This window comes from Streptomyces sp. GESEQ-35, assembly GCF_017948485.1.
GTDB lineage: Bacteria > Actinomycetota > Actinomycetes > Streptomycetales > Streptomycetaceae > Streptomyces.
The window spans coordinates 257,792-274,180 of sequence record NZ_JAFFSX010000008.1; the positions used below are offsets into that span (position 1 = coordinate 257,792).

General features: G+C 69.9%; 12 protein-coding genes. 5 read left to right on the top strand and 7 right to left on the bottom strand.

Annotation, left to right across the window (positions count from 1 at the left end; translation table 11 throughout):
- The first annotated feature begins 124 nt into the window (after positions 1-124).
- Together KCH87_RS18395 and KCH87_RS18400 are read left to right on the top strand one after the other, a co-directional pair.
- A complete protein-coding gene (locus KCH87_RS18395) occupies positions 125-3,220 on the top strand; it encodes a glycoside hydrolase family 2 TIM barrel-domain containing protein (protein ID WP_210587208.1) in 3,096 nt (1,031 codons plus the stop codon).
- Positions 3,221-3,372: 152 nt separating this feature from the next.
- Positions 3,373-5,607, top strand: a complete 2,235-nt coding sequence (locus KCH87_RS18400) for a glycoside hydrolase family 9 protein (RefSeq protein WP_210587209.1) — start codon at positions 3,373-3,375, stop codon at positions 5,605-5,607.
- Here the strand turns inward: KCH87_RS18400 and KCH87_RS18405 are convergent.
- The 3 genes from KCH87_RS18405 to KCH87_RS18415 all read right to left on the bottom strand — a co-directional run bounded on the left by KCH87_RS18405 (position 5,552) and on the right by KCH87_RS18415 (position 8,840).
- Positions 5,552-7,078: a cytochrome bc complex cytochrome b subunit gene (locus tag KCH87_RS18405; protein WP_210587210.1), complete on the bottom strand. Its 1,527-nt coding sequence runs from the start codon at positions 7,076-7,078 to the stop codon at positions 5,552-5,554. The two genes, KCH87_RS18400 and KCH87_RS18405, sit on opposite strands and share 56 nt — an antisense overlap.
- Positions 7,075-8,007 carry an RNA polymerase sigma factor SigJ gene (gene sigJ / locus KCH87_RS18410; RefSeq protein ID WP_210587211.1) on the bottom strand — a complete coding sequence of 311 codons (933 nt, stop codon included), beginning with the start codon at positions 8,005-8,007 and terminating at the stop codon, positions 7,075-7,077. Before sigJ ends, KCH87_RS18405 begins: the two co-directional genes overlap by 4 nt.
- 110 nt (positions 8,008-8,117) lie before the next feature.
- Positions 8,118-8,840, bottom strand: coding sequence for a 2OG-Fe(II) oxygenase (locus KCH87_RS18415; protein WP_210587212.1), 723 nt, complete (start codon positions 8,838-8,840; stop codon positions 8,118-8,120).
- 179 nt (positions 8,841-9,019) lie between these two features.
- On the opposite strand from KCH87_RS18415, the gene KCH87_RS18420 reads away from it, so the two are divergent.
- The 3 genes from KCH87_RS18420 to KCH87_RS18430 all read left to right on the top strand — a co-directional run bounded on the left by KCH87_RS18420 (position 9,020) and on the right by KCH87_RS18430 (position 11,750).
- On the top strand, positions 9,020-9,265 hold the full coding sequence (locus KCH87_RS18420) for a hypothetical protein (protein WP_210587213.1): 246 nt from the start codon (positions 9,020-9,022) through the stop codon (positions 9,263-9,265).
- Positions 9,266-9,268: 3 nt separating this feature from the next.
- On the top strand, positions 9,269-9,646 hold the full coding sequence (locus KCH87_RS18425) for a hypothetical protein (protein WP_030675065.1): 378 nt from the start codon (positions 9,269-9,271) through the stop codon (positions 9,644-9,646).
- A 502-nt stretch (positions 9,647-10,148) separates the two neighbouring features.
- Positions 10,149-11,750: an RICIN domain-containing protein gene (locus KCH87_RS18430; protein ID WP_210587214.1), complete on the top strand. Its 1,602-nt coding sequence runs from the start codon at positions 10,149-10,151 to the stop codon at positions 11,748-11,750.
- 17 nt (positions 11,751-11,767) lie between these two features.
- On the opposite strand, the gene KCH87_RS18435 is transcribed toward KCH87_RS18430, so the two are convergent.
- The 4 genes from KCH87_RS18435 to KCH87_RS18450 form a co-directional block, all read right to left on the bottom strand.
- Positions 11,768-12,745, bottom strand: a complete 978-nt coding sequence (locus KCH87_RS18435; RefSeq protein WP_210587215.1) for a 2-hydroxyacid dehydrogenase — start codon at positions 12,743-12,745, stop codon at positions 11,768-11,770.
- Complete coding sequence (locus KCH87_RS18440; protein ID WP_210587216.1) at positions 12,742-13,911, bottom strand: lactate 2-monooxygenase; 1,170 nt, start codon at positions 13,909-13,911, stop codon at positions 12,742-12,744. The genes KCH87_RS18435 and KCH87_RS18440 overlap by 4 nt, the downstream gene beginning before the upstream one ends.
- Before the next feature lie 76 nt (positions 13,912-13,987).
- A complete protein-coding gene (locus tag KCH87_RS18445) occupies positions 13,988-14,680 on the bottom strand; it encodes an alpha/beta fold hydrolase (protein WP_210587217.1) in 693 nt (230 codons plus the stop codon).
- Positions 14,677-16,275 carry a cytosine permease gene (locus tag KCH87_RS18450; protein WP_210587218.1) on the bottom strand — a complete coding sequence of 533 codons (1,599 nt, stop codon included), beginning with the start codon at positions 16,273-16,275 and terminating at the stop codon, positions 14,677-14,679. The genes KCH87_RS18445 and KCH87_RS18450 overlap by 4 nt, the downstream gene beginning before the upstream one ends.
- Positions 16,276-16,389 lie beyond the last annotated feature (114 nt).

Genomic DNA, 16,389 nt, shown 5'->3' on the forward strand with positions numbered 1-16,389 from the left:
GATATACCCCGTGGAGCAGAAGCACCTCACGCGACCCTTGACGGCCGTGCGTGGCCCACCATCAGAATCTGTTTGTTCACGATCAGTTGTGAGTACTTCTGGGCCCTGATGAGGGAGAGCCGCCATGACGGTCACTCGCAGATCGGTTTTGATCGCCTCTACGACCGCCCCCGCGGCCGGGGTGCTGCTGGGCGCCCCGGTGGCACGGGCCGCCGAGGCGGTCGCGGGCGCGTCCGGCCGCCGTACGGTCGCCCTGCGGGACGGCTGGCGCTTCGCGCTGGTCAATCCGGGCGGCATCACCGACCCGACCGGCGCCTACGCAGACGCCGCCGAACCCGGACACGACGACTCGGCCTGGCGCGAGGTCGCGGTCCCGCACGACTGGAGCATCGAGCAGACCCCGACCACCGAGCACGGCACGACCAGCGGCACCGGTTTCCTCCCCGGCGGCCTCGGCTGGTACCGCCTCGCCTTCACCCTGCCGCCCGCGTTCGCGGGCCGCCGGATCTCGGTGGAGTTCGACGGCGTCTACATGGACTCGTATGTGTACTGCAACGGCAAGGAAGCCGGCCGCCACCCCTACGGCTACACCGGCTTCGCCTTCGATCTCACCGACCTGCTGCACACCGACGGCACCACCGAGAACGTCATCGCGGTCAGGGTGCAGAACCAGCTCCCCAGCAGCCGCTGGTACTCGGGCAGCGGCATCTACCGCGAGGCCCGGCTGGTCGTCACCGAGCCGGTGCACGTCGAACGCTGGGGCACGTATGTCACGACGCCGGACGTCACGGGGGAGCGGGCCGTCGTACGGGTGAGGACGTCCGTGGTGAACGAGTCGGGTGCCGCGCAGGACGTCGAGGTGAGATCGAAGGTCGTCGACGCCGACGGCCGTACGGTCGCCCGGACGTCCAGCACCGTCACGGTCGGCGACCTGACGACGGAAACCCACGAACTCACCGTCGCAGGACCCAGGTTGTGGGACTTCACCGACCCGCACCGCTACACCCTCCACACCGAACTCCGGGTCGGCGGCAAGTCGGTCGACACCTACCGCACCCCCTTCGGCATCCGCACCTTCCGCCTCGATCCGGACGAGGGCTTCCACCTCAACGGCGTCCACGCCAAGCTCAGGGGTGTCGACCTGCACCACGACCTGGGCGCGCTCGGCGCGGCAGTGAGCGAGGACGCGGTCCGCAGACAGATGACCATCATGAAGTCGATGGGAGTCAACGCCCTGCGCACCTCCCACAACCCGCCCGCACCGGAGGTCATCCAGGTCTGCGAGGAACTGGGCATCGTGATGCTGGTGGAGAACTTCGACTGCTGGCGCACCGGGAAGAACCGCTACGACTACGGCCGGTTCTTCGACGAGTGGTGCGAGAAGGACACCGCCGAAATGGTCCGCGCCGCCCGCAACTCGCCCGCCGTCATCATGTGGTCCATCGGCAACGAGGTCCCCGACTCCACGACCACCGCCGGACTCGCCATGGCGGACCGCATCATCTCCGCCATCAGGGCCGCCGACGACACCCGCCCGCTCGTCATCGGCTCCGACAAATACCGCCGCCTCCCGGCCAAGGGCTCGGCGGCCGACCTGATGCTGGCCAAGCTCGACGGACTCGGCCTGAACTACAACACCGCCAAGTCCGTGGACGAACTGCACGCCGCCTACCCCCACCTGTTCCTGTTCGAGTCGGAGTCCTCCTCGGAGACCTCCACCCGCGGGACCTACCAGGAGCCCGAGCACCTCAACACCGGCGAGAACCACACGCCGGGCAAGCGGGCGACCTCCTCCTACGACAACAACCTCGCCTCCTGGACGATGAGCGGCGAGTACGGCCACAAGAAGGACCGGGACCGGAAGTGGTTCACGGGCCAGTTCCTGTGGTCGGGCATCGACTACATCGGGGAGCCGACGCCGTACAACGTCTTCCCGGTGAAGGCATGCTTCTTCGGCGCGGTCGACACCGCAGGCTTCCCGAAGGACATGTACCACCTGTTCCGAAGCCAGTGGATCGGCGAGCCGATGGTGCATCTGCTGCCGATGACCTGGAACCACGAGCAGGGGGATGTCGTCGAGGTCTGGGCCTACGCCAACGTCGACACCGTCGAACTGTTCCTCAACGGCAAGTCCCTGGGCCTACGGCGGTTCGACACGAAGAAGACCGTCGACGGCCGCGGGTACCTGGAGACCACCGAGGCGACCGGCGACGACAAGACCTTCACCGACGGCCCCTACCCCGGCAGTTACACCAGCCCGAACGGCAGCGCCGGCAAGCTCCATCTGACGTGGAAAGTGCCGTACGCGCCGGGCGAGTTGAGGGCGGTGGCGCGCAGCGACGGCAAGGTGGTCGCCACGACTGTGCTGCGCACGGCCGGCGAGCCGTATGCCGTACGACTCACCCCTGACCGCAAGTCCCTTGCCGCCGACGGCCGTTCGCTGGTCTTTCTCACCGCGGAGGTCGTGGACGCCCGTGGTGTGGTCGTGCCCGGCGCCGAGCATCTGATCACCTTCGAGGTGACGGGCGGCTCTCTCGCCGGCCTCGACAACGGCCGTCAGGAGAGTGCCGAGCGCTACCAGGCCAGTACCCGGACCGCCTTCCACGGCAAGGCGCTCGCGATGGTCCGGTCCGGTACGAAGGCCGGCACGCTGAAGGTGACGGCACGGGCCCAAGGTCTGCACTCGGGTACGGCAGCCGTGCGCACGACCCCTGTCCGCTCGGCCGCGACCACCCCACCGGCTGCTTTCCAGCCGGACCATCCGGCGCCCCCGGACCACCCCTACGCGGACGCCAGTTACTCCGGCCGCCCCGACACCCTGCCCGCCGCGATACTCGACGGTGACCCGGCCACCGGCTGGTCCAACGCCTTCGCCAAGGCCGCGACGGCCCTGCTGCCCGCCTTCGACGGGGCCAGGAAGGAGGACTGGGTCTCCGTGGACTGGGGGCGGGCCAGGACGCTCGACCGGGTGGAGGTCTCGTTCACCGTGGACACGGCGCATTCGCTGCCCGCTTCGGTAGAAGTTGCGGTCTGGGACGGCCGGCGGTATGCGCCGGTCGATGGGGAGGCCGTCGACTGGGCCGCCGCCTCGGACGAGCCGACCGTGATCACCTTCGACGCCGTGCGCGGCTCCCGGTTGCGCCTCACAATGATCAGCAGGTACCCGGGCGAATCCCGCGGGTCGGTGCGCATCAGCAGGCTGGAGACGTCGGCCGGCTGATGGGTCGCACACGGTCCGGGCGGGAATGCCTCAACCCGCCCCGTCCGGACCGTTGACGGGGTGTCACCACTCCCACAAGCATGGTTTGCGTCCGCATCTGGGAGCGCTCCCACCACGGGGCGTCACCCGTACCTCTCCCGAGGAGCCCAGACGTGAAAAGACGCAGAACCGCCCTGTTGTCCCTGACGGCTCTGCTGGGGGCCGCGCTCACGGCGCTGCCCGCCGCTGCCGACGAGATCGAACAACTCAAGAACGGCACCTTCGACACCACCACCGACCCGTGGTGGACGACGAGCAACGTCACCGCCGCTCTCTCCGGCGGACAGCTCTGCGCGGATGTGCCGGGCGGCACCGCCAACCGGTGGGACGCGGCCGTCGGCCAGAACGACATCACCCTGGTGAAGGGGGAGTCGTACAGGATCTCCTTCACCGCGAACGGCGCGCCCGAGGGTCACGTGGTACGTGCCGTCGTCGGGCTGTCGGTGGCTCCGTACGACACCTGGTTCGAGGTGAGCCCGCAGCTGAGCGCCTCCGGTACCTCGTATGCCTACACCTTCACTTCGCCCGTCGACACCACCCAGGGCCAGGTCGGCTTCCAGCTCGGCGGCCAGGCGGACGACTGGCGGTTCTGCATGGACGACGTGTCGCTGCTGGGCGGGGTGGAGCCGGAGCCGTACGAGCCGGACACCGGGCCGCGCGTGCGCGTCAACCAGGTCGCCTACCTGCCCTCCGGGCCCAAGAACGCCACGCTGGTCACCGACTCCACCGGCAGACTGCCCTGGCAGCTGAAGAACGCCGCCGGGACCACGGTCGCTCACGGCTGGACCGTCCCGCGCGGCACCGACGCGTCGTCCGCGCAGAACGTCCAGTCGATCGACTTCGGCACCTACCCCGGTCGGGGACAGGGCTTCACGCTGGTCGCGGACGGGGAGGCGAGCCGCCCGTTCGACATCGACGCACGCGCCTATGAGCAGCTGCGCCTGGACACGGTGAAGTACTACTACACGCAGCGCAGCGGCCTCTCGATCCGCGACGACCTGCGGCCCGGCTACGGACGCCCCGCCGGTCATGTGAACGTCGCACCCAACCAGGGCGACGCGAATGTGCCCTGCCAGCCCGGAGTGTGCGACTACGCGCTCGACGTCACCGGCGGCTGGTACGACGCCGGAGACCACGGCAAGTACGTCGTCAACGGCGGCATCTCCACCTGGGAGGTGCTCAGCACCTACGAACGCTCCCTGCTGGCCCGCACCGGACACCCGGCCAAGCTCGGCGACGGCACGCTCGCCATCCCGGAGAGCGGCAACAAGGTGCCGGACATCCTCGACGAGGCCCGCTGGGAGCTGGAGTTCCTGCTGAAGATGCAGGTGCCCGAGGGGCAGCCGCTGGCCGGCATGGCCCATCACAAGATGCACGACGAGCAGTGGACGGGCCTGCCGCTGCTGCCCAGCGACGATCCGCAGAAGCGGGAGCTGCACCCGGCGACCACACAGGCGACCCTCAACCTGGCGGCGACGGCCGCGCAGGCGGCGCGGCTGTACCGCCCGTACGACCGCCGGTTCGCGACCCAGGCACTGGCGGCCGCTCGCAAGGCCTGGTCGGCGGCGCTGGCACACCCCGCGGTGTATCCCGACCCGAACGACGGCACCGGAGGCGGCGCCTATCCCGACACCGACGCGACCGACGAGTTCTACTGGGCGGCCGCCGAGCTGTATCTCACCACCGGGGAGAAGGAGTTCGAGCGGCACATCCTGAACTCGCCGGTCCACACGGCCGACATCTACGGCCCCCTCGGCTACGACTGGGCCAGGACGGCGGCCGCCGGCCGACTGGACCTGGCGACCGTCCCGAGCAGGCTGCCCGGCCGGGACACGGTGCGCCAGTCGGTGATCAAGGGCGCGGACGCCTACCTGGCCACGTTGAAGTCACAGGCGTACGGGATGCCGTACGCCCCGCCGGACAACCTCTACGACTGGGGTTCCAACCATCAGATCCTGCACAACGCGGTCGTCATCGCCACCGCGTACGACATCACCGGTGCCTCGAAATACCGGGACGGGGCGCTCCAGAGCATGGACTACATCCTGGGCCGCAACGCACTGAACATCTCGTACGTCACCGGCTACGGCGAGGTCAACTCCCACAACCAGCACAGCCGTTGGTACGCCCACCAGCTCGACCCGGATCTGCCGACCCCGCCGAAGGGCACGCTCTCGGGAGGCCCCAACTCGAGCATCCAGGACCCCTACGCGCAGAGCAAACTCCAGGGCTGCGTCGGCCAGTTCTGCTACATCGACGACATCCAGTCCTGGTCGACGAACGAGCACACCATCAACTGGAACTCCGCCCTGACCCGGATGGCGTCCTTCGTGGCGGATCAGGGCTGAGGCCCTTGCGCTCTGTCTCCACCAGTTCCCCTGGCCGCTCGTGGGCGGTCAGGGTGTGGAGCCGGACCTGGTCGAGCGGCTGGTGCACCTCGATGTACTCGCCGTGCGGCAGCCGTTTGATCACGCCGGTCGCCCTGCCGTGCAACACCAGTTCCCTGTCCCGGAGTTGGAGGCCGAGGCAGATGCGGCGGGTGACGACGAACACCACCGCCGGGACGACGAACACGGCGATCCTGACCGCCCACGTCACCGTGTTGATCGACAGATGGAGCCGGGTCGCCATGATGTCGTTGCCGCCGCCCGCCAGCAGGATCAGATAGAGGCTGATCCAGGCCGCGCCGATCCCTGTGCGCACGGGGCGGTTGCGTGGGCGGTCCAGGATGTGGTGTTCCCGTTTGTCGCCGGTGATCCGGGCCTCCACGAACGGATACACGCCGATGAAGAGCAGGAGGAGCGGGAAGACGACGATCGGGATCAGTACGCCCAGGACGAGCGTGTGACCCCACAGATTGATCTCCCAGCCCGGCATGACCCGGACCAGGCCCTCCGCGAAGCCCAGGTACCAGTCGGGCTGGGCACCCGTGGAGACCTGGTCGGCGCGGAAGGGGCCGTACTGCCAGACCGGGTTGATCGTCGCGACCGCCGCGATCAGCGTGAGGACGCCGAAGACCAGGAAGAAGAAGCCGCCCGCCTTCGCCATGTACACCGGCATGAAGGGCGAGCCCACCACATTGCGCTCGGTGCGGCCGGGGCCCGAGAACTGTGTGTGCTTGTGGTAGAAGACCAGCAGGATGTGCGCCACGACGAGCGCGGCCATGATGCCGGGGATCACCAGGATGTGCAGCGAGTAGAAGCGCGCCACGATGTCGTCGCCGGGGAACTCGCCGCCGAACAGGAACAGCGTCAGATACGTCCCCACGATCGGCACCGACAGCGTGGCGCCCTCGACGAACCGCATCCCTGTCCCCGAGAGCAGGTCGTCCGGCAGCGAGTAGCCGAAGAGGCCCTCGAACAGGCCGAGGAACAACAGAGTCCAGCCGAACAGCCAGTTGAGCTCACGCGGCTTGCGGAACGAACCCGTGAAGAAGTGCCGCATCATGTGCGTCACCATCGCGGCCACGAAGATCAGCGCCGCCCAGTGGTGCAGCTGCCGGATCAGCAGACCGCCGCGCACGTCGAAGCTGATCTCCAGGGTGGAGGCGTATGCCTCGGACATCCGGACACCGTTCAGCGGGACGTAACTGCCGTGGTACACCACCTCGTTCATCGACGGGTGGAAGAAGAACGTGAGCCACACCCCCGAGAGGATCAGCACGATGAAGCTGTACAGGCAGATCTCGCCGAGCAGGAAGGACCAGTGGTCGGGGAAGACCTTGCGCAGGTACTGCTTGCCGAGCGTGTGGGTGCCGAGCCGGCCGTCGAACCAGTCGGCGAGCCGCTCGCCCTTCCCGGGCTGCTTGGCGTTGGTCACTCCTCCTCCTTGTGGACGTGGCCGAGCTTGTCGGGATTGCTGACGATGTAGACGCCGGACACCCGGTCGCCCTCGGGCGTGAGGTCCATGACCATCACCGCGTACGGGTCGTCGCCCTGGAACAGCACCACCGCTTCGTCGCCGTTGACCCGGCGGTGACGCAGCTCGAGGCCCTGTGCGCCGCCCCGGGCGCGGTACGAGGTGAGGAGGCGGACCGCCTTGTCCCGGCCGTGCACCGGGCGCAGTCCCGCCGGCTTGCGTTTGCCGCCGCCGTCCGTCCACACCGTCACGTCGGGCGCGAGGATCTCCATCAGCGCGGTGATGTCCCCGCCGACGGCCGCCTGCACGAACCGCTCGGTCGCCTCCCTGCGCACCCGCGGATGCGCCCGGTACAGCGGCCGCCGCGCATGCACATGTGCCCGCGCCCGGTGCGCCAACTGCCGTACGGCGGCCGGAGTGCGCTCGATGATCTCCGCGATCTCGGTGTGGGGATATCCGAACACCTCGTTGAGCACGAACACCGCGCGCTCCAGCGGTGTGAGCGACTCCAGGACCACCAGCATCGCAATCGACACGGATTCGGTGCGCAGGGCGGGATCGTCGGCGCCGTCGTCGTCGGCGACCAGTGGTTCGGGCAGCCATGGGCCGACGTATGCCTCACGGCGGCGGCTGATCGTGGCCCGGCGTTGCAGTGCGTGGTTGACGGAGATCCGGACCAGATAGGCCCGGGGGTTGTCGATCTGTTCGAGGTCGCGGCCCCGCCCCCGTGCCGTCCACGACAGCCAGGTCTCCTGGAGCACGTCCTCGGTGTCCGCGACACTGCCCAGCAGGTTGTAGACGAGGGCGAACAACAGCTCACGGTGATCGACGAAGACTCCGGTCGCCGCATCGAGTCGGTCGTCGGCGTCGGGCACAGGGATCTCGGACATGGGCAGGCCTCCGCAGTGGTGCGCTCACTACTGCGAGGGGCTGCGGGGGCCGGATTGTGACATCGACGGACGGAATGTGACCCAGGTCTCGTCAATGACCCGTGCGGGCCTCAGGACGCGTCGTGGAAGACGAGCCCCAGCGAGTGCCGGCGGCCGGAACGCACGGTGCTCACCCCGTGCCGCATCGCCCCGGCCGACCAGCCGCGCCGGGTGCGCACGGGCCGGTCCCGGGTCGTGAAGACGAGGCCGTGGCCCTGCTCCAGCACGGTCGCGGTGCCCCGGGACTGGGCCCTGGCCCGCTGCTCCACCATCAGGAACTCGCCGCCGGTGTAGTCGGTGCCGTACTCGTCGAGTCCGACGACCACCTGGAGCGGGAACAGCATCTCGCCGAACACATCGCGGTGCAGCGCGTTCCAGTCGCCCTCGCCGTAACGCAGCAGGATCTGCGCCGACCGGTCCTGTCCGGCCGCGTGGCACCGCTCCAGCCACTCGTCCAGGGAGTCCGGCCACGGTGCCGGGCGGCCGAGCCGGGCCGCCCAGTCGCGGGCGATCGGCAGCAGCCGCGGATAGAGCGCGGCCCGCAGGGCGGTCACCGGGGCGGGCAGGTCATGGGTGAAGTAGCGGTACTCGCCGGAGCCGAAGCGGTGCCGTGCCATGTCGACGGTGGTCCGGAACAACTCCGGCTTCTCGTACAGCGCCATGAGGTCACGGCACTCCGCAGGGGTCAGCAGCCGCCCCGTCCGCGCGCTGCCGTACGCGTCCAACTCCTCGGCGAGGGCGGCCCAGTCGGTCCCGTCGACGCGTCGGCGGGCCCGGTCCGTGGTGAGCGTCATGAGATGGTCACCCTCCTGTGCTCTTCGCTCTTCATGCTCTCCGCTCCGAGTCTGCCGCCCCGCCGGCGCCGCGTCCGGCGGGAATCGGACATGGCGTTCCGGTCTCTCCGGTACCGTCGCACGGGCGGTGTGAGCTGGTGGTATTTACGAGTAAGTACCCGCGCGGTACCGTGAAGGGCATGCCAGCTCTCAACGTGGAGTTCAGTGACCGCGAACTGGAGGACCTGCGGCAGATCGCCAAGGAGCGGGGTACGTCGATGAAGGCCCTCGTGCGTGAGGCCGCCGCCGCCGACATAGCCCGCCACCGCGCCCTACAGGAGGGCGCGGAGGCATTCCGGCGATTCTTCGCGTCCCACGCCGACGAGTTCGCGGCCGCCTTCCCCGAAGACGAACCGACCGCCAAGGACGAGGGGCGGGTCGCCTGACCTATGGCTCCCGTCGTCCATATCGACGTGCCGTGGCTGCTCCAGCGCCACGAAGAAGTCCTGCCCGACCAGCCCACCGTCAACGACTTCTCGGCCCTGGTCGCCGCCGTCGCCCGCCACCGGGTCGACCCGCCGCGGCTCGGCGTGGACTCCGACCCCGCCTGGCGGGCCGCCGCACTGCTGCACACCCTCGCCCTGCTCAAGCCGCTGCCGTCGGCCAACGCCCGCTTCGCCTGCGCCACCGCCGTGGCCTACATGTTCGTCAGCGGCGTCGGCATCGACCCGCCCTACGGCGCCCTCGTCGACCTTGCCCGCGACCTGATCTCCGGCAAGACGGACGTCTACGGCGCGGCCGATCGGCTGCGCTCCTGGCAGATCTGAGGCCCGCGGGACAGGGAACGCCTTCCCACCCCGGGGCCGCCGACCGAGGGCGGGAGGAACGGGGCCGGCGGCCGGATCGCGCAGGAGAGCTGCCGTCCTGCGCGCGGCCTTCCGAGGTGGGCCGCCTCCAGTGGACTACGCGCGGGCGTGCGCCGGGGAGCGTGCGCGGCGCACCGGCGAGGGCGTCCGATTCACACGGGGCGCCTGGAAAAACGGGAAAACAGGAGCGCAGAGATGAGTTGGTGCCGTTTCTGACTTTCTTTCAATGAGGCGGATGTTGCTCAAGTGCCTTGTTGGTCATGTGTGTGTTGTGCAAGGGTGAACAGCGCATGTGGGGGGCATTGGCGGGGTCGCATTCGTCCTGGGGGGAACAGGGTTGGATGGGCGCTCGTGAATTCATGCTCCCCGCGCCGTCGCCCAAAAGGTACGCATCAACCCGGAGTTCCTTTTTCGGCGGCCAGAACTTCTGAGAGTCACCTGCGCGTGGGAAGGAATCCGCTCAGTGCCCACCCCCCACCCCCCTCGCCCGCCCTACCCCCCGCCCGGCGGGGTTCCCGGAGAATCCGACGAGGGCCTCGCCGCCCGGCTGAGAGGCCGTCCGGACGTCGAGGCCGCTGCTTCCGTCGCACTGCTCATGGCACGGCACTATCGGCCCGCCCACGAGTACGCGGTCATCTGCCTCGCCTCGAAGTCGGACGTCGCCTCCATGGTCACCGGCGCCGCATTCCACCAGGTTCTCGACCGGCTGGCGCTGGGCGAACCGGCCGACGCGGTGCGCCCGCGGTTCCTTGTGGCCGTGCGGGACACGGTCAGGCAGTGGTCCGCGGAGGAGCGAATATCCGGTGTTCTGCCTGAGTTGGTGAAACCCGCCGGCGGTCGCGGTATGCGCGCCGCGAAGTCCATGACGCCGGAAAATCGCAAGCTGGCCGAGCGTTCATTCCACGCCCTTCCCGGACTCGCCCGGTGTCTGCTGTGGCACACCGAGGTCGAGGCGGAACCGATAACCATTCCCGCCGGACTGCTGGGCATGGACACCGAGACCGCGTCGGCCGCTCTCGAGCAGGCACGTGAAAAACTCCGCGAGGGTTGTGTACATGCCCATCGGGAACTCGCGCCGAGCAAGGATTGCCGCTTCTACAACCGCCTCCTCGATGTCCCGATCCGCCGGGGCGGAGCGCTGCTGCCGGATGTGCAGAAGCATCTCGGAGAGTGCCGCTACTGCCGTTTCGCCGCCGAACAGCTGAGCCATTTCGAGGGCGGATTGGGTGTGCTGCTCGCCGAGGCGGTCCTCGGCTGGGGCGCGCGCCGCTATCTGGACTCCCGTCCGGGCCGTGCCCAGCGCGGCGCTCAGGCACGCGGCGGCCGCTCGGCCCGGCACAGCAGGGCGCGCCAGCGGATCCTGTCCCGCATCCCCGCGCCGGCCCGTCGTCGCCTCGCTCAGGTGCCGGGGCCCACCCGGGTGCTGCTCACGGGCGTGGGCATCGCCTCCGCGGGGCTGCTGGCCGGCGTGCTCGTCTCCAGCCTGTGGGCGCCGGACGGCGGGACCGACCCGACCGCCTCCGCCGCCGCGACCGGCGACTCGGGCACCGCCTCCGGACCGGGCACCGCCCAACTCCCCACCGCACCGCTCCAGTCCACGCTGCGCAACGACGCAGCTGACCTGTGCCTGGACATCCAGGGTGAGGCGAAGGCCGGCGCCGGGACCGAACTGGCCGCCTGCTCGTCCGACGAAACCCAGCAGTGGTCGTACGAGGTCGACGGACTGCTGCGCAGCGTGGCCAACCCGGACCTGTGCCTGGACTCGCACGTGGACGCCGGCGTCGTCATCCTCGGCACCTGCGTCGCCGCGGACGCCGAGCGCGGCGACGACGTGCGCTACGACCTCACCGTGCAGGGTGAGTTGCTGGTCCGCTGGCAGGAGGGGCTCGCGCTGACGTCCGCCACCAAGGACGCCGGCTCCGACATCGTCGTCAAGGTCCGTGACGGTTCCACCGAGCAGCGCTGGCTGACGGACCCGGCCTCGGCCGACACCGGCTCGCTGTCGATCACCGGCACCGACACCCCCTCCGTGCCGCCCGCCCGGCTCTCGGACCGGACCGCCTGAGGGGGCGCGGTTCCCTGCTAACTCACCACGTCCCGCGGGGGTTTGCCCGCCAGGAACCCGGCCACGTTCTCGACGGCGGCCAGCGCGATCCGCACCACCGTCTCGCGGGTGACCCCCGCGGCGTGCGGTGAGAGCACCACGTTCGGAGCCTTGAGGAGACGCAGGCTCGGGGTGGGCGGTTCGGGGTCGAAGACGTCGAGGCCCGCCCCGGCAAGGGCGCCCTGCTCCAGCGCGTCGGCCAGGGCGTCCTGGTCGATCAGGGCACCCCGCGCGGTGTTGATCACGAACGCCGTCGGCTTGAGCAGTGCGAGCCGCTCGGCGTCGAGGAGCTGCCGGGTCTCCTCGGTGAGGGGCGTGTGCAGGGAGATGTAGTCCGCGGTGCGCAGCAACTCGTCGAGCGGTACATGGCGGGCGCCGCCGAGGCGGGTCTCCGTCTCCGGCGGGACGGGGCGGCGCCCGGCGTAGACGACGGTCATGTCGAACGCGACCGCGCGCCGGGCGACTTCCTGTCCGATCTGGCCCAGGCCCACGATGCCGAGCGTCTTGCCGGACAGCTCGGTGAGGGAGCGCTGTAGCCGGGGAAGCGCCCAGTCTGCCTCGACGAGCGCGGTGTGCGCAGGGATCAGCTGCTTGGCGAGGGCGAGCATCAGGGCGAAGGTCTGCTCGGCGACGTTCTGCGCCTCGGCGCCGCTGGAGCCTATCGTGCACACGGGCACGGAGCGGGAGCGGGCGGCTGCCACGTCGACGTAGTCGAAGCCATGGCTGGCGCACTGCACCAGCTCCAACTCCGGTGCCGCGGCGATGTGTTCGGAGGTGACCGGGGCGAGTGCCGTGACGATGACGTGCGCGGCACGCAAAGCGGCCGGGTCCTCGCCGGTGGACTCGACGACGGTGACGTGGGCCTCGCCGGGGAACACGGTGGCGAGTCCCGCCCCGGCGGCTCGGCCGCCGACATGGGGCGGGACGACGGCGAGCACGTGCTTCGTGTCGGTCATACGGGGTCCTCGATGAGGTCGGCGCGTCCCACCGTGGCGGGGGTGGCGTGTCCGGACAGGGCCAGCGTGAGATCGAACTCGGCAAGCAGACAGCGGATCACGTGCTCGACGCCCGCCTGTCCGTCGAGGCCGAGCCCGTACGCGTACGGCCGTCCGACAAGTACCGCCCGGGCGCCGAGCGCGAGCGCCTTGAAGATGTCGTCGCCGGTGCGCACCCCGCTGTCGAACAGGACGGTCAGCCGGTCGCCGACCGCTTCGACGACCCCGGGCAGCGCGTCGGCCGCGGCGACCGAACCGGGCACCTGGCGGCCGCCGTGGTTGGACACGACGACACCGTCCATCCCGGCGTCGGCGGCGAGCCGTGCGTCGTCGGGGTGCAGGACGCCCTTGAGGACGATCGGGCCGTCCCAGTTCTCCCGCAGGAACGCGAGGTCGGGCCAGGTCTTGCCGGGGTCCACGAACATGCCGACGAAGTGCATCACCGCCGCGTTCGGATCCTCGTGCACCGGCTTGGCCAGGCCTGCCTGGAACGCCGGGTCCGAGAAGTAGTTGGCGGTTCCCACGCCGTGCAGGAACGGCAGATACGCCTGGTCGAGGTCGCGCGGCCGCCACGCCAGGATCGGTGTGTCCAGCGTGACGACCAGCACCGAGAACCCGGTCGCCTTCGCGCGGTTCAGGAAGCTCCGGGTCACCTCGCGATCCTTGGCCCAGTACAGCTGGAACCAGCGTTCGGCGTCGCCCATCGCCTCCGCGACCTGCTCGATCGGCGTGCTCGACGCGGACGACAGGATGTACGGCACTCCCTGCGCTGCGGCGGCACGGGCAGCGGCCGACTCCGCATCCGGGTGCATGATCGACAGCACGCCGACCGGCGCCAGCGCGAGCGGGGCGGGCAGGGCGCGGCCCAGCACCTCGACCGACAGATCCCGCTCGTGCACGTCCCGCAGCATGCGCGGCACGATCCGGCGGCGCTCAAGGGCGGCCCGGTTGGCGCGGGCCGTGCTTCCGTTGCCGGCGCTGCCCGCCACATAGCCGACGGGGCCGGGGCCGAGCCGCTGCTCGGTGAGTTCCTCCAGCCGGGTCAGATCGGTGGGCAGCCGGGGTACGGCGCCCGACATCCCGTTGAGATAGATCTCGTACTGGAAGTCCGCCCAGTGCTTTGCCATGGGGCCCCGTCCCGCCTCTCGTCGGTGAGAACGCGCAGTACGCAGACCATACCGACTGGTACGGACGGAAGGTGGATCAGGGTCGGGTCGCGGACTGGGCAAGGAGCCGTGCGAGTTCGCGGGGCTGCGAGATCATCGGCCAGTGGCCGGTGTCCATGGTGACCAGCGCCCAGCGATCGCTCTTGAGCAATTCGGCGGCCGCGCCCCACGGCTCCTCGCCGTCCAGGAGGCACTTGATGTACGTGCCCGGGAGTTCCTCCAGCGGATGGGCCATGATCGCCGGCTCGATCGCCGACGCGCCCGGGTGCGGCGTCGCACCGCCGACCAGGCGGTTGGTCTGTTCCTCGGTGAGCCCGTGGTACGAGAGGTCCTCGTTGGCGAACGGTGTCCAGAAGCCGGTCTCCGCGATCGCCTGCCGCACGTGATCGCTCGGCCAGCCCGACAGGGCCGACTCGCCGTCCACCGCCACGTTCGCGTCCACCAGCACGATGTGGCGCAGCCGGTCGCCGATCCGCTCCGCCGCCTGCCCGACCGGGACGCCGGCGTAGCTGTGCCCGACCAGCACGACGTCCCGCAGATCGAGACGCTCGACCTCCTCGACGATGTCCTGGACATGGGTCTGCTGCCCAGCCGGAACGCCCTGCTTCTCGGCGAGGCCCGAGAGCGTCAGCGGGTGTCCGTCGTGCCCGGCCGCGCGCAGCTCCGGCACTACGTCGTCCCACGCCCAGGCTCCGAGCCAGGCCCCTGCCACGAGTACGAATTGAGTCATGCCCGCAACCTAGCGGAGGGGTCTGACAACGCCCCTTCGTCGCCGGCGCTCCTCGGCCCGGTGATCGGCGGCACCGGCACATCGACCGTCCGTGCAAGCCGCGCACCCTCCGGCCCGTAGACCGCGCGAGGCTCCGGGAACAGCCGCAGCAGCGTCAGGAAGAGCACCGCGGCCACGATCAGCGCCAGCGGCAGACCGATGTCGACGCCGTTCGCCAGATCGCCCAGCGGGCCGACGAACTGGCCCGGGATGTTGGTGAAGAGCACGCCGAGCAGCGCGGCGACCCACCAGGCGGTCATGCCCCGCCAGTTCCAGCCGTGCGCGAACCAGTAACGGCCGCCGCGCTGACGCCTGTTGAAGACCTGGAGGGCGTCCGGGTCGTACCAGCCGCGCCGGGTGTAGAAGCCCAGCATCATCACGACCATCCACGGCGTGGTGCACGTGATGATCATGGTGGCGAAGGTCGAGATCGACTGCACCAGGTTGAGACCGAAGCGTCCGATGAAGATGAACACGATCGACGCGGCGCCGACCAGCAGCGTCGCCTGCACCCGCGACAGCCGCGGGAAGACGGAGGAGAAGTCAAGACCGGTGCCGTACAGCGCGGTCGTGCCCGTCGACATGCCGCCGATCAGCGCCAGCAGACACACCGGCAGGAAGAACCAGCCAGGTGAGATCGCCAACAGCCCGCCCACGAAGTCGGGGGCGGCCGGATCGACGTAGTCCGGCGCCTTCGTCGCGATGATGCTGGCGGTCGCCAGGCCGAAGAGGAACGGCAGCAGCGTCGCGATCTGCGACAGGAACGCGGCGCCGATCACCCTGCGGCGCGGGGTGCTCGCCGGGATGTAGCGCGACCAGTCGCCCAGGAACGCTCCGAACGACACCGGGTTGGACAGCACGATCAGGGTCGCGCCGATGAACGACGGCCAGAACAAGGACTGCGTCGCCGCGTCCGCGGAGTCCGTGAAGACGCCGGCGTACGACGGGTCGAAGTCGCCGGCGAACGCGATCGCACCGACCAGGAACAGCGCGGTCGCCGAGGTCACCGCGACCTTGTTGACGAACAGCATGAACCGGAAGCCGTACACACAGACCGCGAGGACCAGCACCGCGAACAGCGCGTACGCGACGACGTACGACGGCGTGGAGCGGTCCAGGCCGAACAGCCGGTGTGCGCCGCCGACCAGGGCGTCGCCGGAGCTCCACACGGAGATCGAGAAGAAGGCGATGGCCGTGAGCAGGGACAGGAACGAGCCGATCACGCGGCCGTGCACACCCAGGTGTGCCGATGACGAGACGGCGTTGTTCGTGCCGTTCACCGGGCCGAACACGGCCATCGGGCACAGGATCAGCGCACCGACGACGACTCCGAGGAGCGTGGCCGCGAGCCCCTGCCAGAAGGACAGGCCGAACAGGATCGGGAACGCGCCGAGGACGCAGGTGGAGAAGGTGTTGGCGCCGCCGAAGGCGAGCCGGAACAGATCGAGCGGGGTCGCGGTGCGGTCCGCGTCGGGGATGCGGTCGACGCCATGGGTCTCGACCTCGGTCAGAGACGGAGGCGGCGGCGTCGGGGAGGAGGCGGGCTGCGAGGACAAGGGGGCTCCAGCGAGGGCACGGCGGTGGAGCGCGGGGTGGCGCGGCGGCGTCGGGGAGGGGATGGGCGGTCGCCGTCGCTGGGGTGTGCGGCGGGAACGGGTGCCGTCCTCTCG

Bases quoted from the DNA above. Each gene is read 5' to 3' on its own strand.
- KCH87_RS18395 (WP_210587208.1), top strand. From the start codon at position 125: ATGACGGTCACTCGCAGATCGGTTTTGATCGCCTCTACGACCGCCCCC.
- sigJ (WP_210587211.1), bottom strand. From the start codon at position 8,007: ATGTCCGAGATCCCTGTGCCCGACGCCGACGACCGACTCGATGCGGCG.
- KCH87_RS18415 (WP_210587212.1), bottom strand. From the start codon at position 8,840: ATGACGCTCACCACGGACCGGGCCCGCCGACGCGTCGACGGGACCGAC.
- KCH87_RS18420 (WP_210587213.1), top strand. From the start codon at position 9,020: ATGCCAGCTCTCAACGTGGAGTTCAGTGACCGCGAACTGGAGGACCTG.
- KCH87_RS18425 (WP_030675065.1), top strand. From the start codon at position 9,269: ATGGCTCCCGTCGTCCATATCGACGTGCCGTGGCTGCTCCAGCGCCAC.
- KCH87_RS18435 (WP_210587215.1), bottom strand. From the start codon at position 12,745: ATGACCGACACGAAGCACGTGCTCGCCGTCGTCCCGCCCCATGTCGGC.
- KCH87_RS18440 (WP_210587216.1), bottom strand. From the start codon at position 13,911: ATGGCAAAGCACTGGGCGGACTTCCAGTACGAGATCTATCTCAACGGG.
- KCH87_RS18445 (WP_210587217.1), bottom strand. From the start codon at position 14,680: ATGACTCAATTCGTACTCGTGGCAGGGGCCTGGCTCGGAGCCTGGGCG.